Here is a 23,705-nt window from a genome sequence, read left to right as displayed (position 1 = left end):
GATGATCATGACGTTGTTTAAAGTAACTACACACTCTTTAATGCTATTAAGCGCAGTGCTAATTAGCTTTGCTAGCGTTGCAAATCCACCCAAGGAAATTTTTTGGGAAGACCTCATACCCGAGGGCCATGTACAAATAGATACTCAAGCACAAGCTAATCACGAAGGCAGTGAACAAAACTGGGTACAACCTGATTTAGACGCGCCAGTTGTTAAAGCACTTGATGGGCAGTCTGTTAGCTTACCTGGTTTTGTTGTACCTCTTGAAGGCGATAGCGAACTTATCACCGAGTTTTTATTAGTCCCTTACTTTGGTGCCTGTATTCATGTGCCCCCGCCGCCGCCAAATCAGCTGGTTCATGTGACCATTAAAGGCGGTGTCCCTATCGATAGCTTATACGATGCGATTGTTGTAACGGGTATTATTAAAACGCAAACTTGGTCTGGCGAAATCGCCCAAGTAGGTTACACAATGCAAGCTGTCGGTGTTGCTCCTTTTGAGCTTTAATTCTTAAAATACAGAGCCCACTCTATAGTGGGTTTTTATTTTGTTCTATCAACCACCCGTTCTTATATCTCGTTCAAGTTCAGACTGCGTTTTCACTGGATGACAAGTCGACTTCACCGTGCTCTTATTGCTTTCATCTTCGTCAGAACTAAAAATTGTGTAGCTATAGTCTGTTTCAACTTCACCACCTAAGCACTCATGCTCTGCAAATACTTCATCTCCATAACCCTCTGGCATTTCTTTTGACGCACACCCACTGAGGATCAGAAATGTTATTAAAATTGACATTACTTTCATATTAATCACCTTAAAAGAACACGTTATAAATTATAGTTCGTACTCAAAATGCCATGATGGAAGCTTGTTGAGTAATGGCAGAAGTGCTTTTTCTTTTCTTAAATCACGACGCTCTCTCTCCAACTGTTCTCGCTCTCGGCGTAACTCTTTACTTTGGCTACTTGACGGTTTATCACTCGTTAATTCATCACTAATAGATTGCAGCCGCCAATTAATATTATTAAGTCGATCATCTATCTCGGCTTTCCTTGCTTCAAATTGATAACGCTCATTACCTTCTTGCCATGCTTTTCTAAACTGTGTGTCATTACAAATCCCGTTATACGCATCGCCTCGTAAACCTAGGGTAAAGCCATTTTCAGGCTCACAAAAGGCTGCGAGCCCCTGTTTGTAACCAGCTTGATAATCATCTAATTTTGCAGTGATGCCAAATTCACTACAAGCAGATATGATTTCTCTGCCATGTTCAAATGTATACCCTTGCTCACCATGACTAAAGCCTAGATTTGTCCAATTGGCCTGTATACATTCATCCTGAGACAAAGAAGAGCATCCTGATAGCAATATGAAAAACAGTAAAAACAAGTAACGACTAGACATTATTTTTCCTAAAATAGCCAAACTCAACTAAGTACCTATTCTAGGGCGAGATAAAGGTAAAGTGAATAATAAAAATGTAACAAGCTATTCTAATAAACCTGAAATTTAGAATAAAAAACCTTGAAAGCATGCACTTTCAAGGTTTTATTTATAGCGTTTTACAGTTATTAAGTTAAGCAGTACCACCTACCGTTAACTGATCAATTTTCAAACTTGGCTGGCCTACGCCTACTGGTACACTTTGACCGTCTTTACCACAAACACCGACGCCTTTATCAAGTGCTAAATCATTACCTACCATAGAGATTTGTTGCATAACCTCAGGGCCATTACCAATTAAGGTAGCACCTTTAATTGGCTGGGTGATTTTACCATTTTCAATTAAATACGCTTCTGAGGCACTAAATACAAACTTACCCGAGGTGATATCCACTTGGCCGCCACCAAAATTGGGAGCAAACACGCCTTTTTTAACCGTGCTGATAATATCAGCTTGGCTATGCTCGCCGCCTAACATGTAAGTGTTGGTCATACGTGGCATAGGTAAATGCGCGTATGATTCCCGACGAGCATTACCTGTTGGGTTTACCCCCATTAAACGCGCGTTCATTTTATCTTGCATATAGCCTTTTAAAATACCGTTTTCGATAAGTACGTTATAGGCTGCAGGCGTGCCTTCATCATCGACATTAAGTGAACCACGGCGATCGGCCATAGTGCCATCATCAACCACAGTACATAGCTCTGAAGCAACTTTTTGACCTACTTTACCGCTAAACGCAGACGCGCCTTTACGGTTAAAGTCTCCCTCTAGGCCATGACCTACGGCCTCGTGCAACAACACGCCTGGCCAGCCATTACCTAATACCACTTCCATAGTACCCGCTGGGGCATCAATAGCTTCTAAGTTTACTTTAGCTTGACGAATGGCTTCTTCTGCAAAACCCATCCAACGCGGCTTACCATCTACCAGCTCTTTAAAGTAACCATAATCTAGGCGCGCACCGCCACCAGCACCGCCACGTTCACGACGACCATTCTTCTCTAGCAATACAGAGCAGTTTAAACGGATCAGTGGGCGAATATCGGTAGCAAAGGTGCCATCGCTGGCTGCAATTAATACTTCTTCGTATACCGCAGACATTGAGCTAATAACTTGCTCAGCATCAGGGGCTAATTCGCGAATATAATTTTCAAGCTCACGTAACAAATTAACTTTATCGGTATCGCTCATACTAGAAATTGGTTGATGCGGTGCAAACTGCTGCTTTGCAGCCACGTCACTAAATACTTTAACCGCTTTATCTTCACCGGCATCGGCAATACTACGAGCAGCGGTGGCTGCTTTGTTTAACGCTTCAAGATTAATTGCGTCTGAATACGAGAAACCGGTTTTTTCACCGCTTACAGCCCGCACACCCACACCACGCTCAACGTTATAAGAGCCTTCTTTTACTAAGCCGTCTTCTAATACCCAAGACTCATGATGGCTCGATTGAAAATAAAGATCGGCATAATCAACTTTGTGCTGGTGAATATAAGCTAATGTTTTTTCGAGTTCTTCTCGATTTAGCTGGCTGTCGTGTAATAAATGCTGTTCAACCGAATTCATAATAATGGCTCTCTAAATCGTTGGTGAGATTGCAACGGCATATCTCGTCTAATTTTGTGTAACTGGTTTAAATCTACGGTGCAACTAATAAAACCAAGCCCTGTTGATTTTTCACTTAATGTTTCACCCCAAGGCGATAACATGAGGCTGTGACCATAAGTTTGCCTACCGTTTTCATGCGTTCCATATTGCGCTGCAGCAATAACATAACATTGCGTTTCTATAGCTCGCGCTGCAAGTAGCGGCTGCCAATGCGCTTTACCTGTTGGAACAGTAAACGCACTGGGTACTAATATAATTTCGGCGCCTTTGCGAACTAAGGCATTAAATAAACCAGCAAAACGCAAATCATAACATACTGTTAAACCAATTTTACCAAAGGGCGAATCAACAACCACAACCTCATCGCCGGCTTGAGTAAAATCGGATTCTCGGTAGCTGCCGGTCTGGTCATCTACCTCAACATCAAATAAATGTATTTTGTTATAGCTTGCAACAATATCGCCTTGATTATTAAATAAATGAGAGGCGGCGTAATACTTATGCTGGTTATATGGCTCTGGTAACGTGCCAGCGTTTAACCAAATGTTGTGTTTACGGCACAATTCACTGAGTTGCTGTTTGTACTGTTCAATGCGCTGTGACACTAAAAGCGTATCACCTGCGTGTTTACTAAACACTAAAAATGCTTCTGGTAAACACACTAGCAGCGGACGAGCTGTCGGTAAGGTTTGTAATGCCTGTTTTAATTTTGCAATATTATCATCAGGGTTTAAGCCTGAGCACATTTGCAATGCGATAATCGCAGGAGATGAGTTTATGTGTTGTTTATTCATTGTGTGGCGCTAACCTCGGCATCTTTAAGTTTTAACTCTGAGGATGCTTGTGGCTGGTTTTGTGCTGCTTGCGGTAAAGTCACCTCTCGACTCTTACGATCTAACTCTTGTACCTGAGGATCGTTCATTTTGCCTGTTACTTTAAAGTTGATCTCTGAGATCACTCGGGCAGAATGAATCACTTTATCAATTGCTAAAGCTGCAAGCCCCGTTACTGGATTAACCATCCAAGCCACAATCACCGGAATGCTCGAGGTTACTTGTGGTGCCACGGCTAAGTCGTAGTCAATTTCGAGAGTATTTAAATTTGCATACCCTTTTATAGAGAGATCGGCAGGTACCCCATCCATTTTAGTATCTTGGGTATAGGCAATGCCTTTATCTATCTGCATGGTGCCTTGCATGCTGTTATAAAAAAAACCTTTAGAAAATACATCTCTAAAATCAAGCTTTAGCTTACGCACTAATGAATCAAGGCTCAGTAATGAGAATACGCGTGCACCTCCATCACTGATTTCAGTTAAATGGCCTTCGCCTAAATCCCAGCTAATTTCACCATCTAAACTGGCAATGTCTAAATCATAAGGTGCCGCTTGCCAATTTAGCTGATAATTTAGATTGGCGTTTGAGTCTTTAATAGTGGTGGTAATATCAAACTCATTAAATAAGGCGCCAATATCATTACTTTTAAGTTCACCGCTCATCGCCGTTAGGCCATTCTGCCATTGCCCTTTAGTCCGTAATATATGGTCGCCCTTATCAACCACTAGCTCAGAAATAAGCAGCTTTTTACCATCGCCTAACAATGAGGCGCTTACCTTATCAAGCTGATAATGACTTACTTTACAATCGGCACATTCAAATTCAATAGCCGGTAATTTTGTAAGCCATGCAAGTTGTTCAGGGGTTGATTTTTCGCTCGGTTGCTCTGATTCTGTATCTAAAAAATTAAGCCTTAAATAATCGTTATTAATTCGAATCGGCTGACTTGATTGCCCGCTAGGTATAAATACTTCGGCTCTTAACTCTTTGGCATTGAGCTTTAATTGCAAATTATTATTTAGGGGCGATAAACGCATATCAAAATCATTAAACTGCATGCCACTCACGTTAAAAGAGTTAATATTCGCAACCACTTCATGTAAAGGCGGCATCACGCCCGTCGAGGCACTGTCAGACTGCGCTTTAGCTACATTAATAATTTGATCAATTAAATCAACCCAAGGTAATAACTCACTTTGCGTTAAATTAATACTCACCGCTAAATTTTGTGAGTTAAGCCCTAAATCTTTTTCACCGATAATAAAATGAGCGTTGGTAAACTGCGATTGAGTATTGTCTAGAATGGCATTGAAATAAAATAACTCATTAATATTTGCAGTGATCAGATTAGAGATATCATCACCTTGAATAACCGCACTCAGAGGCCAAATTTGCTCACTGCTTTTTGTATATACTCCTGGCAAGGAACTATTTAAGCCAATAAGTGGCGATTCAACTTCGGCACGATAGTTAAACCCTTGCTCGGTAAAATTAAGCTCTAAAGCAATATCAACGTCACTTTGCCCGCTTAAGTAACCATCTAAAATACCTTGACCATGGTTTATGAGTGTTTGCGCATCAAGCTGAGCATTTATATTTATATTAGCGCGATAATCCTCTGCGTTTGCGTCACTAGTGTAGTTAATCGTTAATGGCATACCAAGCCATGTAGCCGTAGCATCGGTGAGGTTTATTTGTTGATTATTAAAGCTAAGTTCACCCTTTAAATGCTCAAGCGAAATACCGGGAGCAGAAATATAAAGAGGTGAGTCGAGTAAATTAACCTTACCAGTTACACTCGCTCCGCCCTCAAATTGTGAACCGATTAGCAATTCAATGTTTGCGCTGGCAAGCCCCTGTCCTTGCACAACATTAAAAATATCAGCTAATGGATTTGCTAAAGGCGTGGCGACAAAAAAATCGTGCATTTTTTCAAGCTCAGCTTGCTTATCAATACTAACCACCAATGGCGCATCGCCCATTAAGTCATCAATACTCACATGTACACTACTGCCAACGTCAAGGTTTACCAGTTGGCCTTGCTGGCTATAAATATCCATTCGCTCATTTGCAAAATGCAGCTTTACACTGGCATTTGTGACTGCTTGCCAAGCCGGATCGAATTGATAGGTAGCATTATCTATTTGCGCTAAAACATCAAACTGCCCAGAACCATCGTCAAATGGAAAGCCTGATAGTGGACCAGAAAATAACACCTGGGCATTTGTTACTTCACCTGATTTTATTGCGCCATTTAAATAACTAACTAACTCAGGGCTCATTAACGTTAAAGGAAAATAATGACCGGCAATACTGGCATCGGGGGCAAATGCTTCGGCATATAAATCTAAGCGAGGCGTCTTACCTAAACTTAATTTCATCTGTGCACTTAAGGTCACTTCATTGTTATCAAACCACAGGTTATCACTACTAATATGCCAATCGCCTGAGCGCTTAGCTAAATCTAATTCAATGTTTAGCTGGTTATAGTCAATATTATTACTAAAACTAGCACCTGTAATTAAGTGGCTGTTTTCACCAAAAATAGTGATCCGGCCATATTGCTGATTAACCAATCCATCAACCCTTAAGGATTGAGCGGCGGGTACGGCGTTTTTTTCTTTCCAGCTAATTTCATCGGCTTCAAACCACAACTGCCATTGCTTTGCATCGGCAAACTCTAGATACGCGTTTTTTATTTCACCACTGGGTTGGCGAGCTAAAAAAGGAGTTAAATCAGTAAAATTAGTTAATTCTGCTAAATCATTTAATAGGGCTAAATCGAGTTGCTGCAGCCATATTTTATTTTGCTTGCCTAATAAAGCTTCAAATTCGAGGCTAGGCCACGTTATTTCGTTGGTACTAAACGCTAAGCCGGTACTTTTTAACCGCCAGCTATTTTGCTCAGGGTATAAATGAAATCCCCCTTCACTTAGGCTGACCTTTTGTGTTTGATCATTGAGTTGCCAATTTACCGCACTCGGTAACCACTGTACTTTTACGTCACTTACTAAGCCTTGCTCTAGCCTAAGCCATGCTTGTAAGTTTAAATCACTATGCAGTTGCTGCTTTTGAGTATTTATATACTGGGCCAACCAATTTGACACATCAACCTGATTAGCCTGCACATATAAATCGCCCACCATTTGCTCTAAGGTTTCACCTTTGAGCGCAATACGGGCATCAAAATTACCCACAGAAATTCCCGGTAACGCTAGGCTACCGCTACCAAGATGCTGTTTATCTTGGTTTTGCCATACAATGTTTTCTAATAATAGTTTACGTTCTTTGTTATCTTCTAGTACAAAGCTGATGCTGGAGTTTTCTATTGCAAAGTGACCGGTTTCGCCTAAAAACAGTCCTTCTATTAGTTCTTTTTGCTCAAATGAAACTTCATCTTGATTACCAGCAAATAAATTAGCGACATTAACCTTGGTATGAAAGCCATTGATCACAAAGTAATTTGATTTAAGCTGCAGCGACTTTAAACTTTCCCAAAGGTTTAGCTCTAAACTGGTTTTAGCTATGGTTAAAGAGATAGGGGCTGTTTGGTTGTCTTTAAATGATAATTCTTCGAGTACTAAAGCGGGACCACTGCCTTGCCAACTTGCTGATATAGCACCTATAGATAAACTAATATCAAACTTATCATCAAGGTAGCTTTCTATATCTCCTTTATAATCGTTTGCGTAGGGTAAGGTGTATTTTAAAATAGAAACAATCACGGCCAGTAGTACTAAAATTACAGCACTTATTTGCCATAATTTTCGCACACAATAAAAACAGGCCGCTTTAAATTTCATTACATCATTACCACATCAAACTGCTCTTGGCTGTATAAACTTTCAGTTTGAATATTGACCTGCTTTCCAATAAATAGTTCTAATTCGGCGAGGTTATGATACTCATCATTTAATAGCGCTTCACAAACTGCAGGCGAAGCATACACTACAAACTTATCTGCATCGTAAGCGCGATTAACACGTACTATTTCACGAAGAATTTCATAGCAGACTGTCTCAACTGTTTTTTGTGAGCCTCGCCCTGAACATGCTGGGCATACATCACACAATACATGTTCTAGGCTTTCGCGGGTACGTTTGCGGGTCATTTCAACTAAGCCTAATGCCGACAAACCATTGATATTAGATTTGGCACGATCTTTATCGAGTGCAGATTCTAATGAGTGCATTACACGGCGTTTATGCTCATCGCTTACCATATCAATAAAGTCGATAATAATAATACCGCCCAAATTGCGCAGCCTTAGTTGACGAGCAATAGCAGAGGTTGCTTCTACGTTGGTATTAAAAATAGTTTCTTCAAGGTTACGGTGACCAACAAAAGCGCCTGTATTTACATCAACAGTGGTCATCGCTTCAGTTTGATCTATGATCAAATAACCACCCGATTTTAAAGTAACTTTACGATGCAGTGCTTTTTGAATTTCACTTTCTACATCAAATAAATCAAAAATGGGGCGCTCACCTGGGTAATACTCAAGCACTTGTGATAACAAAGGCACAAACTCTTCAGTAAACAGCTTAAGCTCTTGGTAGGTAAGCTTAGAGTCAACACGGATGCGCTCCATATCTTCACCAACGTAATCACGTAACGTTCTAAAGGCAAGTGTAAGATCTTCATGCAAGATACTGGCTTTGCTTGTTTTTCTGCGTCTAGAGACAATTTTATCCCAGAGCTTTTTTAAAAAAGCTGCATCGTGTCTCAGCTCCGCTTCACTTGCGCCTTCAGCAGCTGTTCTGACAATAAAACTACCGTTTTCATCGCCGTATTCGGCTACAATTTTTTTCAGCCTTGCACGCTCTTCTTCCGTTTCGATACGCTGACTCACCCCAACATGTGTCGCATCAGGCATAAACACTAAATACCGTGAAGGTATCGTGATATCAGTGGTTAAACGTGCCCCTTTGCTACCCAAAGGGTCTTTAACCACTTGCACCATAATGTACTGACCTTGGCGAACCAGTTCACGAATATCTTGGACTTTTTTAATCGGCTCGTCGTCAACGCCCTCAACAATAGAGGCACTATTAACGATATCTGAAGCGTGTAAAAAGGCGGCTTTCTCTAGGCCTATATCAACAAAAGCGGCTTGCATACCTGGTAACACGCGGCTTATTTTACCTAAGTAAATATTACCCACGATACCTAAGTTACCAATACGTTCTAGCTGAATTTCTTGTAATACACCGTTTTCGATTAGGGCAACGCGACTTTCACTTGGCGTGACATTGATCAGTAGTTCTGTACTCATGCTACCCTCTTAAGAATGTATTTAATAATTGTTCTGTCTCATATAAAGGTAAGCCGACAACGGCAAAATAGCTACCCGAAATATGCGTTACAAAGCGCCCACCTACCCCTTGGATACCGTAACCACCGGCTTTATCTTGAGGCTCGCCCGTTTGCCAATAAGCATGTATTTCTTCATCACTGAGCGTTTTAAAGGTGACATCTGTACTGACCACACAACTGAGTACTTTATCTGATGTAGCAAAAGCGATGGCAGTTAACACTTGGTGCGTGTTCCCTGATAAGCGCTTTAAGGTTTGAGTAAAATCGTCTTTATCTCGAGGCTTACATAATGATTGGTTATCCATCACCACCACAGTATCACTACCTAGCACTGGCCGGTCAGTATAACCTTGCTCTACGCCCATTTGCGCCTTTAAACGCGCTAAACGCTCTACATAGTCATGCGGGCGCTCATTAACAAACTGGCTTTCATCGGCATCAACACTAAACTGTGAAAATTCAATACCCAATTGGGTTAGAAGCTCTTTACGACGGGGAGACGCGGAGGCTAAATATACTGCGCAAGTCATTATCTGATCCTAAAATGTCTACGGTATTTTCGAAGTAATAAAAATACCCATATCCAGCTCAACATGCCTGTTAATACAGGCCATAAGTAATGTGGGCTAAAATAAACGCCAAGTAAAAAGTGATTTAACCAAAACTGCATTAAGTGGTAAAGCGTTAAGAACAAGCCTATAAGTAGGCTTTGTTGCCACAATGAAAAATTGCGAATTTTTTGGAAGTTACTTGCAGTAACAAAAATACACACTGAATAAGTTAAGGAATTAACACCCAATGAGGAGCCTGTTGCTAAGTCAATTAATAACCCAACAACCCAAGCAGTCCCTATATTTAGTCGATGCGGTAAAGCCAAAGACCAGTACATAAGCACCAACAGCACCCAATCAGGACGAAATGGTTCAAGTGAAAAAGGTAACGGCATTAGCGCCATTACTAATGCAAAGAAAATACTTAATGCGATTAAGAGCATATGACGGTTAATCATCACCCATCAACTCCTGCTGATTTAGCCATAACACCACTAATAACCGAATTCGATCTAATTGAGCTATCGGCTCAGCAAATACTTGCGCAAAAGGTTGGCCTTCATCACGAGTTATTTCGGTGATCACAGCAACCGGATAACCTTCAGGAAAGGTACCACCTAGGCCAGAGGTCACCAGCACATCACCAATACGAACATCTAAGCTATGCGGCACATGTGATAGCTTTAGCACGTTAATTTTACCGATACCTTCAACCACTGTGCGCACATCGTTTCGTAATATACGCACCGGTGTTGCATGGGTGGTATCTGTAATTAACAGCACCCGCGAGGTTGTTGAACCAACTTTAGTCAACTGCCCGACTAACCCCATATCATCAATCACCGCTTGGCTTTCGCTTAAACCATCGGTGGTTCCCCGATTTATCACCACTTGGTGACTATAAGGATTTGAATGAACAGAAAGTACTTGAGCAATAATTTTACGATTGGTGTGTTTAGAGGAAGAGCCAAGTAATGCACGAAGTTTTTGATTCTCTTTTGCTAAAAACTCATACTGCTGGATTTGCTCACTTTGCAATACTTGCTTCTTTTTGAGTGCTTCGTTTTCGGTTAGTAACTGCTCACGGGTATGCAAACTTTTGGCGCTAAAGCTAAATACTTCGTAAGGTAGGTTAGCAACATAAATAAGTGGACTGACCAACGTATTCAAACTAGTACGAATGTTCTCGCCACCTTGCGTGTACTTGTCTCCAAGGATCAATACGATACTCAAAAGCACTGCGACAAAAAGTCGCAGTTGCAAAGAAACCGTTTTTTCAAACATTGATTTCATTAATCGTAACTAAAAACGTCACCACCGTGCACATCAATCATCTCAAGTGCCTTGCCGCCGCCACGTGCAACACACGTAAGTGGATCATCAGCAACAACCACTGGAATGCCCGTTTCTTCCATTAGCAGGCGATCTAAATCCTTAAGTAATGCGCCGCCGCCAGTTAACACCATACCATGCGCTGAAATATCAGATGCCAGCTCAGGTGGAGACTGCTCAAGCGCCACCATGACAGCGCTTACAATTCCCATTAGTGGCTCTTGTAATGCTTCTAAGATTTCATGCGAGTTAAGCGTAAACGAACGAGGAACGCCTTCTGCAAGGTTACGACCACGCACTTCTATCTCTACTGGTTCGTCTGTTTTAAATGCCGATCCAATTTGGTGTTTAATATTCTCAGCGGTGGCTTCACCGATTAAGCTACCAAAGTTACGACGCACATAATTAATAATGGCTTCATCGAACTTATCACCACCAATGCGTACTGAAGATGAATACACAACACCATTAAGTGAAATAATAGCGACTTCTGTTGTACCGCCACCAATATCAACCACCATAGAACCCGTTGCTTCAGACACCGGTAAACCGGCACCAATTGCAGCTGCCATTGGCTCTTCGATTAAGTAGACTTCGCGAGCACCTGCACCCATCGCTGATTCACGAATTGCACGCTTTTCAACTTGGGTGGCTCCACAAGGAACACAAATAAGCACGCGTGGGCTTGGGCGCATAAAATTATTATTGTGCACTTGTTTGATGAAGTGCTGTAACATTTTTTCAGTAACATAAAAATCAGCAATCACACCGTCTTTCATTGGACGTATAGCTTTAATATTACCAGGCGTACGGCCCAACATTTGCTTAGCTTCTGTACCTACAGATGCAACACTTTTAGGTCCACCAGCACGCTCTTGACGAATAGCAACAACTGAAGGTTCGTTTAATACAATACCTTCTTCTTTTACATAAATTAGTGTGTTGGCTGTACCTAAATCGATCGATAGATCGTTTGAAAAAATACCACGGAGTTTTTTAAACATGAGGCTGGATGACCTTTGAAATTCGTTCTTATTGTAGTTGCGCTTACTTTAACATTCTCAACACAATGAGCAATGTAAAGCGCAGCCGTCTTTGTAATCATTAAAAAGAGGAAGCACCGCTTCCCCATTAAATATTATCGTTCGCTCATTAAGCGAAAGCCAATATAATTAGCTCTAAAATCTGGCGCTAAAATTAAACGCGTTGATGCACGAGCAAGGCTAGGGGCAAAATTCCATGCACCTCCGCGAACAACGGCATCTTTTTTATTCCCTGTGCTACTAGTCCATTCCCATACATTGCCTACAGTATCGTATAAGCCAAATGCATTTGCAGAAAAAGATCCAACGGGAGCCGTGCGTTTATTCGACCACTCGCTACCACACCAACCACAGTTAGCTAGGTTTTTACCAATTTCGTTACCCCATGGGTACTCTGTCTCAGTGCCTGCACGCGCCGCATATTCCCACTCAACCTCAGTAGGTAAACGATACGTTTGCGCTGTTTTATCAGAAAACCATTCAGCGTAAGCAATAGCATCATTTTTTGTCAAACACACAGCAGGAAACTCATTGGTTTGCTCAAATCCTGGAGCACGCCAATTTAAGCTTGCTTCCCAAACAGGTTCGCCGTTGAGGTAATATGCGCAACCTTTGCCTTTTTCAGCTTCGGTTTTATATTGCGTTTCGTTTACAAACGCTTCAAATGCGCCAACAGTCACTTCTTTGCTCTGCATAGCAAAAGATTCACTAATCGTTTTTTCAACCACGGGGCGTTCATTTTCAAGCCCATTGCCGTTTATATCACCCATTTTAAATTTGCCAACGGGGATCATCACTGCTGATGGGTCCACCATAGGTGGGCGTGTATCAACTTCCATTCCTTTTGGGCAATCTGCTTGTATTATTTGCTCTCGCTTTTTAGTCGGTGCAGCAATCGACTCTGACTTTTTTTCCAACTGAGCAAAAAGCGTTCGCGTTTTCTTTAAGTCAATTCGCGCTTTATAAGGGATGTAACCCTCTTTGCGTATTTCTAATTTATGCAAACCACGTGGTAAGTTCGTCACCAAACGAGTAGAACCTACTCGAATATCATTAATAAATACTTCATCGCCGTGTACATTAGAGCGTAAGGTTAACTGAACTAATTGATCTTTCTTGTTCTCAGCGACCACTTTAGGCTTTTTATTAACTGTTTTAGCGACAACGGCAGCGGCTTTATTATCCCCATTATCGCTGAATGTTAACTGACTATCAGAGAAAGTAGTGCTATAAGCTGGCTGATAAGTATTTGCCAGCGGGGTACCATACTCTAAACAAAAACTATTATTCACACTAAGTAAGTGACATAAACGACTGCTGTTTACATCTCCGCGCATAGTAACGCTTAAATTGACGTTGTAATCACCTTGCCCGCTAAATGCGCTCTTAATCACGTGACTACTTAAAATTTGTACTTGTGCCCCAGCCATGTCTCGCTTAGGTTCAACAAGACGTTTTTCTGTAAGATTTTCAAATATTTGATCTAAAAAACGTTTAGTTGCCTTTTTCAGCCCTATTTGCTGACCGCTCTGCTCACATGCCGCCAGTGTTTCAGTGCGCTTACAGTTAATGGTATGGTCAACTTCAAGCGTACCCTCTCGGGTAAATTCATTGCGTAATCGCTCTACACGCGCCGTAGTATATTGCACTTTTAAGCTTTCAATCGTGTTTTGAAGTGCATGTTTATCAGCGCGAATTTGCTCAATATCTTTTAGATGGGATGCAATTGCCGCCAATTGCATAGAAATATCATTTTTATTTTGTTCTTGATCAACAACGGCTTTTTGATAACGCGATTGTGCAGAGGTAATGTCTAGCGACGGATTATCAATTAAACGCCGATACATATCATTCATCGCCTCCAACGCTTGGTTTTTTTCTTTATCAAGCTGTGTGGAACGCGTTCTCAGCAATTCAAGTTGTGTTTGAAGTTGGTTCTCTTCTTTTAAATATTTGTCGAGCATCGTCGTTGAACGAGTGTATTCTGTTTGTTTCGTATTAATCTCTGATTCAATTCTGTTTACAGTAGTTGTATCTTGTGCAAATACTGTGCTTGCAAAAAAGCTAGCAGAAATTAACAGAGATAAAGGAGCAATTCGCATATATTCCAGTCCCAAAAAAGCGGCAATTATTTGGTTATTATTATTTTTTATAATAAAACCTTATGCTATGTACTTGAAGCACAAAACACAAGCTTTGTTCATTTATTATCTCAGTTTACAACTATTATCCCGTTTCATGCCAGTAAATAACCGTTTCATTTGTACTAAATAGCTAATTTATTTAACAACACCGAGATTTATCTGCATTTTACGCTATTAAGATGCCAATTTAGCCGCGTATTCATATTTTTTAGTTTGCTTAAGTAATAAAAACTGAGTCAAAATAACGCTATTACACAGCACATTCATCATGTAACTAATGAAAAAGAGCGATAATGCCAATACCATTCAGTATTAATGAACATAGCTATTTACAAACAATTACCAGTGAATTACTAACAGACAAGAAAATAACTTTAACTATTAAGCGCGATGATTTATTGCATCCACTTATCAGCGGTAATAAATGGCGAAAGCTCAAATACAATTTAGTTCGTATGCAACAACTGGGTAAATCTGAATTACTTACATTTGGTGGTGCTTTTTCAAATCACATTCATGCGTGCGCCGCTGCTGGTAAAGAGTTTAACTTAACAACCCACGCAATTGTGCGCGGCCCACAGCTTGATCTAAATAATCCTACTCTAAAATTTGCACAGCAATGTGGTATGCAGTTACATGCAGTCAATCGTATAGAGTACAAACAACGACATGATGAAGCCTATTTAGCCGCATTACAGGCACGCTTTCCAAACGCATACATTCTACCTGAAGGAGGCACTAACGAGTTTGCTATAGAGGGATGTAAAGAGCTTGCTCAGAGTTTACCTGAGCACGACTACTTAGTCTGTCCAACTGGCAGTGGCGGCACCTTGGCTGGATTGATAGAGGGCAGCTCAAATAAAATCAACCTACTAGGGATTGCTGTTTTAAAGCAAGCCGACTACCTGCGGGACGAAATACGCGCTCTTAGCCCTAAAGCAAAATCACAAAATAACTGGCAACTACTTACGCAATTTCACGGTGGTGGATATGGTCGTTTTACAGCTGAGTTATGGCAGTTTTGCCAACACATGCAGCATCAACATCAATTACCCTTGGAGCCTATTTACAGTGGTAAAATGATGTACGCACTTTGGCAGCTCATCAATAATGATTACTTTGCCCCTAACAGCAAAATTATTGCAATACATACTGGTGGGTTGCAAGGTTTAGAAGGGCTAAAATATCGCAAATTAGTGTAGAGTATATTTAACTTGTTAATTGCTTAGCATTAGTGAAATGCGACTTGAGTATAATTGGGTAGTAATTTAGAAAAATATCCTCCTTGCGCGCCGCTAATGCCTATTACTTTTAAAAGTTGTAGCTCCTGAGGCGTCTCTACATCAAGTGCAAATACTGACAAGCTCAATAATCTACTTATATGCACAATCCCCCTAACGTATTTTTGTTGTGAATTACTGCGCTCTATCCCATGGACAAGTTCAGAAGCTAAGTTAAGCCCTGATATTTGTTTATTAAGCGTAAATTTAAAAATATTTTTACTGCTTCTCACATCATCAATTACAATATTGCAGTTTAGTGTCGCTATTGCTGCAAAAGCGCCTTGCAAACGTAATTGATTATTTAAGAATTCTGATTCATTTATAGAAAATTGCAGTGTATGTTGGTTTTTTAAGTCATTGATATAAGCAGTTAACCAGCTCCAAAACTCGTTATTAAACCAGTTTTTAGGATGTAACTTAATACTGATAACTGACGATGAGTTATCTATAAGCAATAGTTTTTTTACTTGCATAACTACCGCTTGATCGTGCAATAGCGCCTCACCTTCGTTATAAAATTGACTGATACTTTCTTGATTAAGTAATTGTTTATTTCCCCTGTCATTACTTTTAATTGATACGTAATGCTTAATAATAGCGCCGCTATCGAGCTCGTATACTGGTTGAAATAAAATAGCCAATTTTTGCTTTTTAACTCGTTGTGGTATTGAGTGTCTATCGAGCTTTTGGACATGACCATAATTTAACGCTAATTGGTGATAATGCTTAACTCGATTTTGCTGCGAAAGAGTAAGTGCCGACTTTGCCAACTGATACACCATAACCTGATCAGCCTCGGAATAATAAGTACATAAACCTACTTTTACATGCCTCTGTGCAGTTCTTGGCGCCAATACATAAGCGGCACTTACAATGCATTGATGTAAATATTTAGCGCAATTGAGTTTATCAATTGCATCAATCCCTGTGAGAGTAAAAGCGAAATTGCCTGCAGTTAATAACTTAACGGATATTTCAGTCGTATTAATAAAGTCTTTTGCCAATAAGACTTTAAGAGTCGCTTGTAAGTCAGTGTTTGCATCAAAATGGCATTCACACTGAATAAGTGCAAATACATTATATTTAATTGCTTCCTGCACATTAGTTGTCGCTATTGGAGCGAGCTGTAAAGAACTCACTTTGGGTGCATAACGCACTTTCTTATTATTAAAGTGCTGCTGACGTTTAGAGGTTATTGTGCTGTTTTTTATTGTTTTAGGCTTTTTAAAACGTCGAATACAAAGCATAGCGAGCAAAAGAACCGCGTTTATTATTAAAAACAAATAGCTATAGCTATACCAAACTGGCCATGAGTAGAGCAAAATTCCTTTTGAGTTAGCGCTAAAATAATGTTTTTGTTTTTCTATATAAATAGAGTTTTTATTAGGGGCGAGCGTAAAAGGCGTATTTGCAATAAGTTGTTTTTCATTGGCCAATGGCTGTTGCAATTGCTTTGCTAGCTTTAAACCGACTTGCTCGTTTTGATGCTGTAAAACCAAACTTAAACCGCTATTAATAATCACTAGCAAGGCGATACACAGAGCATAAAACAAAGCATTTGAATAATTGGTAAAGTGAAACTTACTGGCTTTCATAACCCACCGGCACATCAAATAAGTTATTAAAGTGTTGTCTACTATTTGCAATTGTACAAGCCAACAATAAAAGTTTAGCGAAGGTTTAAAAGTTAGTACTTAATGTTTATAAACATTATATTTAGCCTTCAATTAGTTAACTAAACAGCTGTCATTATTTATATATTAGTTTGAACAAAGGAGGGCTTGGCTTAAAAAATAAAAACACCAGTATCACAGTGCTTTTTACACATTCATATGTTTACTTTAGGAAGTGTTTATTCAGATTTAAAAACTGTAGAAATGGAATACGGTCATTTTTTTAATAAAAAAGCCGCTTAATAGCGGCTTTCTAGAAAACTTTTAAACATTTTGCTTTTTGTCTTAGGTCAAAACGGGATATCGTCATCAAAGTCGATTGTTGGTTCCATAGGGTTTGATGCGCCACCTTGCGGTGCATTTTGTGGCTTAGGTGCAAACCCGCCTTGCTGTTGTGGTGCACTATTTTGTTGTGGTGCAAAACCACCTTGCTGCTGTGGCTGGTATTGGTTGTTTTGCTGCGGTGCTGGCTGCTGAGCAGGTGCAGATTGCTGCTGTGGAGCATAACTGCCTTGCTGGCTATTTTGGCCTTGGTTATTTTGACCATAACCACCGCTTTGTTGCCCGCCTTGGTTGCCTTGATAGCCACTACTTTGTTGACCACCTTGGTTACCTTGATAGCCACCACTTTGTTGATCGCCACCGCGTGCACCTAGCATTTGCATTTGACCCGTAAAGCCATCGACAACGATTTCTGTGGTGTATTTTTCTTGGCCTTGTTGATCAGTCCATTTACGGGTTTGAAGTTTACCTTCTACGTAAATTTGTGATCCCTTGCGGCAGTATTCACCCACAATTTCAGCTAACTTGCCAAAAAATACCACACGGTGCCACTCAGTTTTATCAACCATTTGGCCAGTGTTTTTATCTTTATAGCTATCTGAAGTTGCTAAGGTAATATTTGCTACACCATTACCATTAGGCATGTAACGAACTTCAGGATCTTGCCCTAAATTACCAACCAAAATTACTTTGTTCACACCGCGTGCCATGGAACCATCTCCTATAAACGTTAGATTAAACCAGCCACTCTTCGGGCTTGGTCTAGGTCAAATTCTTTATCATTAATCTTTAAGTAGCTACGACTTTCATCGCGAACTACGGTTGCTTCTATTACGCCGGGTAAAGCAACTAACTGAGAAGCCAGTGTTTGTGCCTGCTCTTCAGAATCTAATTGGGTCATTAAACTAATAACTTTGCTTTTCGGTGGGACTTGCATTTTCCACGCAATAATAAGCCATATTACCCCAACAAGTGCCGCCGCCGCAAACACAGCTTGCGTACTAGTTGTTTGTGCTACATACCCGCCAAGCATGCCGCCTAAAAAAGCGCCTAAAAACTGGCTCGATGAATACCCCCCCATGGCTGAGCCTTTTTGGCTTGCTGGAGCAATACGCGACACAAGAGCCGGCATAGTGGCTTCTAAAAAGTTAAACGCAACAAAATATAACAGCATACAAACCGCAATACCAACAACGCTGTTTGCCCACATAGACATACTTAACATGCTGACTATTAAAACCATAACAGAACCAATAAAGGCTTGTTTTTCTTTCTCTTTTTTAATCGCCACTATCATTACTGGCACCATTAAAAAAAACGCCAAAAATAAAACCGGAATATAAAGCTGCCAATGGTTTTCGGCCACTAAGCCATCTTTAATTAATTGGCTTGGTAATACTACAAAAATAGTCGTTAATGTTAGATGCAGCAATAATACGCCTGCATTTAAACGTGCCAGCTGTGGGTGTTTAATCAATTTTTTGATGTCACTAAAACTGGCAAGCGTATCGCCTTTAGGGGCTTTATTTATTGCACTGGGAACGAGCATAGTGACTATAAAAATACCACACACAGCCAAAATAGCCGTTAGCCAAAATACGCCTGCAATGCCCCACGAAGCTGCCACTATAGGCCCTAATAACATCGCAAACGCAAAGCTCATACCGATGCTCATGCCAATCACCGCCATAACTTTGGGGCGCTGTTCATCACGGCTTAAATCTGATGCAAACGCTAATAATGCGCTGGCTATAGCTCCCATGCCTTGTAATGCGCGCCCTACCGTCACCATTTGAATAGACTCTGCCAAAGCGGCAATTACCGAACCTAAAGCAAATACCGCCAAACCACCGACTATGACTTTTTTACGACCTATTTTATCGGAAAGTCTCCCCATTGGGATTTGTAATACGGCCTGAGTTAAACCATACGCACCAATTGCAAAACCAATCCAAATAGGTGAAAAGCCTTCAAGCTCTTGACCATAAATAGCTAAAACAGGCATCAGCATAAACAAGCCGAGCATTCTAAATGCAAACACACTCGCTAACGATACGGCGGCGCGTTTTTCTCGTGAATTAAGTGAAGATGCGGTCATTATTTGCGTGATCTTACTGTGTTAAAAAATTAGGCAAGGATTCTATCACAAGCTTGGCAATAATTAATCGTCTATAACTAAGGATTTTTTCGATGATCAAGGATTAATATTGCAGCGTATTATGCGATACTGAGCAAATAATTTTGGCAATAAACGAGATAGCATGGAAAACATTGAAGTCCGAGGCGCCCGCACGCACAATTTAAAAGACATCAGCCTAACCATCCCACGTGATAAACTAATTGTTATTACTGGCTTATCTGGTTCAGGAAAGTCATCACTTGCATTTGATACGCTGTATGCAGAAGGGCAACGCCGGTATGTTGAATCACTCTCTGCTTATGCAAGGCAGTTTTTGTCATTAATGGAAAAGCCCGATGTAGATCATATTGAAGGCCTTTCTCCTGCTATTTCCATAGAACAAAAATCAACCTCGCATAACCCACGTTCAACCGTGGGAACTATTACTGAAATCTATGATTATTTACGCTTGATGTTTGCACGCGTTGGCGAACCTCGCTGTCCGACTCATGATTTACCGCTCGCGGCGCAAACAATCAGCCAAATGGTCGATACCGCACTGGCGCTGCCTGAGGGCACAAAGCTAATGCTCTTGGCCCCTGTTGTTAAAGACCGTAAAGGCGAACATGTAAAGCTATTAGAGCAGCTTGCAAGCCAAGGCTACATTCGCGCACGTATTGATGGCGAAGTGTGCGACCTATCTGATCCACCACCACTAGATCTACATAAAAAGCACACAATTGAAGTCGTGGTTGATCGCTTTAAAGTCAAAGACGGCCAGCAACAACGTCTCGCGGAATCATTCGAAACAGCACTTGAAATGTCAGGCGGCGTTGCCAACATTGCGTTTATGGACGATAGCAATGCTGAAGAAATGCTGTTTTCAGCAAATTTTGCCTGTCCAACCTGTGGCTATGCGATGACAGAGCTTGAACCGCGTCTATTTTCGTTCAACAACCCAGCCGGGGCTTGTCAAAGCTGTGACGGTTTAGGTGTAAGGCAATACTTTGACCCTAATCGCGTGGTTCATAACCCTGAGATAAGTTTAGCTGGCGGTGCAATTAAAGGTTGGGATAAACGCAGCTTTTACTACTATCAAATGTTGCAAGCAGTTGCACAACATTACGACTTTGATTTAGATGTTCCTTATCAAGAGCTTGCAAAAGAACATAAGAAAATTATCTTAGATGGCTCGGGTGATACTAAAATTGCATTTAATTACCGTAATGACCGCGGTGATTTAATTACACGTAATCATGTATTTGAAGGCGTGTTAAATAATATGAACCGCCGCTACCGCGAAACTGAATCAAACTCTGTGCGTGAAGAGCTAGCTAAGTATCAAACTAGTCAAGCGTGTCCTAGTTGTAAAGGTTCGCGCCTTCGCCAAGAAGCACGTAACGTATTTATTGGTCAAACTAACTTACCAACCATCACACATATGAGTATTGGTGAGGCAATGAGCTTTTTTGAAGGTTTGCATTTGACTGGGCAAAAAGGCCAAATCGCCGAAAAAATTCTAAAAGAAATTCGCGATCGTTTATCTTTCTTAATAAATGTTGGCCTAAATTACTTATCACTTGAGCGCAGCGCCGACACGCTCTCTGGCGGTGAAGCACAGCGTATTCGTTTAGCGAGTCAAATTGGCGCTGGATTAGTGGGTGTTATGTATGTACTGGATGAACCTTCAATTGGTTTACACCAACGTGATAACGACCGTTTATTAAAAACCTTAGTGCATTTACGTGATTTAGGTAACACCGTTATTGTTGTAGAGCATGATGAAGACGCGATCCGCGCGGCAGATCATATTATTGATATTGGTCCGGGTGCTGGTGTCCATGGCGGCCATGTTATTGCTCAAGGTACACGCGATGATATTTTAGCGAGCAAAGACTCGGTTACCGGTCAGTTTTTATCGGGGGTGCGTAAAATTGAAGTACCTAAAGAGCGCCATGCTACTAACGATAAATGGTTAGAGCTGTTTGGCGCTACCGGTAATAACTTAAAAAATGTTGATTTAAAAATACCCTTTGGCTTAATGACCTGTATTACCGGTGTATCGGGCTCAGGTAAATCTACACTCATTAACGACACCTTATTTAAACTCGCTCACACTGAGCTTAATGGTGCCACAACCGCAGAAGCGGCCCCTTACAAGTCAATTGCAGGCCTTGAGCACTTTGATAAAGTGATTGATATTGACCAAAGTCCTATTGGCCGCACACCGCGTTCAAATCCTGCAACTTATACCGGTATTTTCACCGGTATTCGTGAACTGTTTGCGGGTACTCAAGAAGCCCGTTCACGTGGTTACAAAGTAGGTCGCTTTAGCTTTAATGTTAAAGGTGGGCGTTGTGAGGCATGCCAAGGTGATGGCGTTATTAAAGTAGAAATGCACTTTTTACCTGACGTATATGTGCCGTGTGATGTATGTAAAGGTAAACGTTATAACCGCGAAACCTTAGAAGTACAATATAAAGGCAAAAACATCAACCAAGTGCTCGATATGACCGTTGAAGATGCCCATGACTACTTTGATAAAATACCGGCCATAGCACGCAAACTTAAAACCCTAATGGATGTTGGACTTTCTTATATCCGCTTAGGCCAAGCCGCTACAACACTTTCTGGTGGTGAAGCACAGCGAATTAAGTTAGCACGTGAGCTTTCTAAGCGTGATACCGGTAAAACGCTATACATATTAGATGAGCCAACAACAGGCCTGCACTTTGCAGATATAGAGCAGTTATTAGTAGTACTGCATCGTCTGCGCGATCATGGCAATACCATTGTAGTGATTGAGCACAATTTAGATGTAATCAAAACAGCCGACTGGATCGTTGATTTAGGCCCTGAAGGTGGTGCTGGCGGCGGTGAAATACTGATTGCAGGTACACCAGAAGAAGTGGCTGAATGCCAGCGCTCTCATACTGGGCACTACTTAAAACCGTTATTAAATAAATAACGGTAATACGCTTTAGATAAGGAAAGTCGGTGTTAAGGTATTTAAAAATTGCAAAATGGCGTGCTAATAAGCAGTTTAAGCAACAGCAAAAAAGCTGGCAGCCACACCAAGTTAAACTGCTTAGCCATATAAAAAGCATATGGTTTAACCTTAACACCGCGCAAAAACTTTATCTGCTTGCGTTTATAACCCTAGCCATTTTTAAGTTAACGTGGCTATGTGCCACTATTACTATTATTGCGCTGATCATAGAATTTTGGCCTAAGTTTAATCAACTATGGAATTCACTCGCCGGTAAAGCACTTATTTTGGTATTTTATGCCAGTATTGCTAACTTTGTTTTAGCAAGTGCTAGTGGCATTGTAAATGAAGTCACTCAGGTATCAGCTAATCACTTTAATTACACTCATAACTTTGCCACTTTATTATATTTACCGCCTTGGACACTAGGAATAACTCTGGCAACACTGCTCGGCTTACAACTTATTTTGCCTTTTTACATCATAGTGTTATTACTAATCAAGCCATTTGGATCTGATCGCATAAAGTTTATTAGCCAAAGCTACTCACCACTTCTAACTGCATTAACCCGCTTTTTTTTAGCGACGGTAGTGTTTGTAAGTCTGATTGCATTTATTGATGAAAAACCGCCTGAAAAAGTATTAAACGATATAGTAAATAGCTTTGAAAATAGCCAATCGCTCGCAAATAAATCCCCCGCTGAGCAAGAGCAAGCCATAGAAAAATTGAGTGAGCAAATAGAGAAAAAACTCCCCTCTTCAGACAATGACGGCGCTCAGACAAAAACATTTGGTATTCGCTTAGAAGGCGAAGATGAGAACACTCAAACGGTTAGGCAGTTTTTAGATACTAAAGGCTACTTTGAACGTAGTAAGCGCTTAATTGCCATGTTTGCCTATAGTTATGAAGCAGACAGTTATTCACGTTGTAAGAAATCAACAGAGAGTAAGTCAATCGAGCTCAATGATTACGAAATTATTGAAATAACGCCTGATCAAAGCATGCCTTACGGTTATCAATTTATAGTTAGAGCCTGTGAGTCTGCCGGTATTTCTGCTACAAAACATTAAAATATAAA

Annotated in this window: 18 protein-coding genes; 4 read left to right on the top strand and 14 right to left on the bottom strand. The window is 40.7% G+C overall.

Annotation, left to right across the window (positions count from 1 at the left end; all coding sequences use genetic code 11):
- The first annotated feature begins 7 nt into the window (after nucleotides 1-7).
- Entirely contained in the window at nucleotides 8-508 is a 501-nt protein-coding gene (locus tag KK487_RS01695; RefSeq protein WP_138764592.1) for a DUF3299 domain-containing protein, read from the top strand.
- A 48-nt stretch (nucleotides 509-556) separates the two neighbouring features.
- Here the strand turns inward: KK487_RS01695 and KK487_RS01690 are convergent, their stop codons facing one another.
- The 11 genes from KK487_RS01690 to KK487_RS01640 form a co-directional block, all read right to left on the bottom strand.
- Entirely contained in the window at nucleotides 557-805 is a 249-nt protein-coding gene (locus KK487_RS01690; RefSeq protein WP_231485782.1) for a hypothetical protein, read from the bottom strand.
- Between the two features lie 30 nt (nucleotides 806-835).
- Entirely contained in the window at nucleotides 836-1,405 is a 570-nt protein-coding gene (locus tag KK487_RS01685) for a DUF2799 domain-containing protein (RefSeq protein ID WP_081844594.1), read from the bottom strand.
- 172 nt (nucleotides 1,406-1,577) lie between these two features.
- Nucleotides 1,578-3,017: a metalloprotease TldD gene (tldD, locus tag KK487_RS01680; RefSeq protein WP_036955786.1), complete on the bottom strand. Its 1,440-nt coding sequence runs from the start codon at nucleotides 3,015-3,017 to the stop codon at nucleotides 1,578-1,580.
- Entirely contained in the window at nucleotides 3,014-3,853 is an 840-nt protein-coding gene (locus KK487_RS01675; RefSeq protein ID WP_036955783.1) for a carbon-nitrogen hydrolase family protein, read from the bottom strand. Before KK487_RS01675 ends, tldD begins: the two co-directional genes overlap by 4 nt.
- Entirely contained in the window at nucleotides 3,850-7,698 is a 3,849-nt protein-coding gene (locus KK487_RS01670) for a YhdP family protein (protein WP_215521908.1), read from the bottom strand. Before KK487_RS01670 ends, KK487_RS01675 begins: the two co-directional genes overlap by 4 nt.
- Complete coding sequence (rng, locus tag KK487_RS01665; protein ID WP_013463925.1) at nucleotides 7,698-9,170, bottom strand: ribonuclease G; 1,473 nt, start codon at nucleotides 9,168-9,170, stop codon at nucleotides 7,698-7,700. Before rng ends, KK487_RS01670 begins: the two co-directional genes overlap by 1 nt.
- Nucleotide 9,171: 1 nt before the next feature.
- A complete protein-coding gene (locus KK487_RS01660; protein ID WP_013463924.1) occupies nucleotides 9,172-9,741 on the bottom strand; it encodes a Maf family protein in 570 nt (189 codons plus the stop codon).
- A complete protein-coding gene (gene mreD, locus KK487_RS01655) occupies nucleotides 9,741-10,220 on the bottom strand; it encodes a rod shape-determining protein MreD (RefSeq protein WP_016900308.1) in 480 nt (159 codons plus the stop codon). The genes KK487_RS01660 and mreD overlap by 1 nt, the downstream gene beginning before the upstream one ends.
- Complete coding sequence (mreC, locus tag KK487_RS01650) at nucleotides 10,213-11,055, bottom strand: rod shape-determining protein MreC (protein ID WP_016900309.1); 843 nt, start codon at nucleotides 11,053-11,055, stop codon at nucleotides 10,213-10,215. The genes mreD and mreC overlap by 8 nt, the downstream gene beginning before the upstream one ends.
- On the bottom strand, nucleotides 11,055-12,098 hold the full coding sequence (locus KK487_RS01645) for a rod shape-determining protein (protein ID WP_013463921.1): 1,044 nt from the start codon (nucleotides 12,096-12,098) through the stop codon (nucleotides 11,055-11,057). The genes mreC and KK487_RS01645 overlap by 1 nt, the downstream gene beginning before the upstream one ends.
- A 134-nt stretch (nucleotides 12,099-12,232) precedes the next feature.
- On the bottom strand, nucleotides 12,233-14,239 hold the full coding sequence (locus tag KK487_RS01640; protein ID WP_013463920.1) for a formylglycine-generating enzyme family protein: 2,007 nt from the start codon (nucleotides 14,237-14,239) through the stop codon (nucleotides 12,233-12,235).
- A gap of 335 nt (nucleotides 14,240-14,574) precedes the next feature.
- On the opposite strand from KK487_RS01640, the gene KK487_RS01635 reads away from it, so the two are divergent.
- Complete coding sequence (locus tag KK487_RS01635) at nucleotides 14,575-15,483, top strand: 1-aminocyclopropane-1-carboxylate deaminase/D-cysteine desulfhydrase (RefSeq protein WP_013463919.1); 909 nt, start codon at nucleotides 14,575-14,577, stop codon at nucleotides 15,481-15,483.
- Between the two features lie 29 nt (nucleotides 15,484-15,512).
- On the opposite strand, the gene KK487_RS01630 is transcribed toward KK487_RS01635, so the two are convergent.
- The 3 genes from KK487_RS01630 to KK487_RS01620 form a co-directional block, all read right to left on the bottom strand.
- A complete protein-coding gene (locus KK487_RS01630) occupies nucleotides 15,513-17,210 on the bottom strand; it encodes an EAL domain-containing protein (protein WP_252190549.1) in 1,698 nt (565 codons plus the stop codon).
- Between the two features lie 317 nt (nucleotides 17,211-17,527).
- The gene (ssb, locus tag KK487_RS01625; RefSeq protein ID WP_024602151.1) at nucleotides 17,528-18,229 is read right to left on the bottom strand and encodes a single-stranded DNA-binding protein; all 702 of its coding nucleotides are present in this window, start codon (nucleotides 18,227-18,229) and stop codon (nucleotides 17,528-17,530) included.
- 20 nt (nucleotides 18,230-18,249) lie between these two features.
- Nucleotides 18,250-19,617, bottom strand: a complete 1,368-nt coding sequence (locus tag KK487_RS01620; protein ID WP_024602150.1) for an MFS transporter — start codon at nucleotides 19,615-19,617, stop codon at nucleotides 18,250-18,252.
- 163 nt (nucleotides 19,618-19,780) lie between these two features.
- Here KK487_RS01620 and uvrA point away from each other — a divergent pair, with 163 nt between their 5' ends.
- Both uvrA and KK487_RS01610 read left to right on the top strand, forming a co-directional pair.
- Complete coding sequence (gene uvrA, locus KK487_RS01615) at nucleotides 19,781-22,606, top strand: excinuclease ABC subunit UvrA (protein ID WP_024602149.1); 2,826 nt, start codon at nucleotides 19,781-19,783, stop codon at nucleotides 22,604-22,606.
- Nucleotides 22,607-22,635: 29 nt separating this feature from the next.
- On the top strand, nucleotides 22,636-23,697 hold the full coding sequence (locus tag KK487_RS01610) for a hypothetical protein (RefSeq protein WP_033104295.1): 1,062 nt from the start codon (nucleotides 22,636-22,638) through the stop codon (nucleotides 23,695-23,697).
- Nucleotides 23,698-23,705 lie beyond the last annotated feature (8 nt).

It is taken from the genome of Pseudoalteromonas sp. SiA1 (genome assembly GCF_018732205.1).
GTDB classification, from domain to species: domain Bacteria; phylum Pseudomonadota; class Gammaproteobacteria; order Enterobacterales; family Alteromonadaceae; genus Pseudoalteromonas; species Pseudoalteromonas tetraodonis.
Note: the sequence above shows the minus strand (reverse complement) of the source record. Positions and strands in the feature narration are given on the sequence as shown.

Excerpts from the sequence above, each read along its gene's own strand:
- tldD (WP_036955786.1), bottom strand. The coding sequence starts at position 3,017 with ATGAATTCGGTTGAACAGCATTTATTACACGACAGCCAGCTAAATCGA.
- mreC (WP_016900309.1), bottom strand. The coding sequence starts at position 11,055 with ATGAAATCAATGTTTGAAAAAACGGTTTCTTTGCAACTGCGACTTTTT.
- KK487_RS01685 (WP_081844594.1), bottom strand. The coding sequence starts at position 1,405 with ATGTCTAGTCGTTACTTGTTTTTACTGTTTTTCATATTGCTATCAGGA.
- rng (WP_013463925.1), bottom strand. The coding sequence starts at position 9,170 with ATGAGTACAGAACTACTGATCAATGTCACGCCAAGTGAAAGTCGCGTT.
- KK487_RS01640 (WP_013463920.1), bottom strand. The coding sequence starts at position 14,239 with ATGCGAATTGCTCCTTTATCTCTGTTAATTTCTGCTAGCTTTTTTGCA.
- KK487_RS01660 (WP_013463924.1), bottom strand. The coding sequence starts at position 9,741 with ATGACTTGCGCAGTATATTTAGCCTCCGCGTCTCCCCGTCGTAAAGAG.
- KK487_RS01695 (WP_138764592.1), top strand. The coding sequence starts at position 8 with ATGACGTTGTTTAAAGTAACTACACACTCTTTAATGCTATTAAGCGCA.
- KK487_RS01670 (WP_215521908.1), bottom strand. The coding sequence starts at position 7,698 with ATGAAATTTAAAGCGGCCTGTTTTTATTGTGTGCGAAAATTATGGCAA.
- KK487_RS01645 (WP_013463921.1), bottom strand. The coding sequence starts at position 12,098 with ATGTTTAAAAAACTCCGTGGTATTTTTTCAAACGATCTATCGATCGAT.
- KK487_RS01635 (WP_013463919.1), top strand. The coding sequence starts at position 14,575 with ATGCCAATACCATTCAGTATTAATGAACATAGCTATTTACAAACAATT.
- mreD (WP_016900308.1), bottom strand. The coding sequence starts at position 10,220 with ATGATTAACCGTCATATGCTCTTAATCGCATTAAGTATTTTCTTTGCA.
- KK487_RS01620 (WP_024602150.1), bottom strand. The coding sequence starts at position 19,617 with ATGACCGCATCTTCACTTAATTCACGAGAAAAACGCGCCGCCGTATCG.
- KK487_RS01690 (WP_231485782.1), bottom strand. The coding sequence starts at position 805 with ATGAAAGTAATGTCAATTTTAATAACATTTCTGATCCTCAGTGGGTGT.
- ssb (WP_024602151.1), bottom strand. The coding sequence starts at position 18,229 with ATGGCACGCGGTGTGAACAAAGTAATTTTGGTTGGTAATTTAGGGCAA.
- uvrA (WP_024602149.1), top strand. The coding sequence starts at position 19,781 with ATGGAAAACATTGAAGTCCGAGGCGCCCGCACGCACAATTTAAAAGAC.
- KK487_RS01675 (WP_036955783.1), bottom strand. The coding sequence starts at position 3,853 with ATGAATAAACAACACATAAACTCATCTCCTGCGATTATCGCATTGCAA.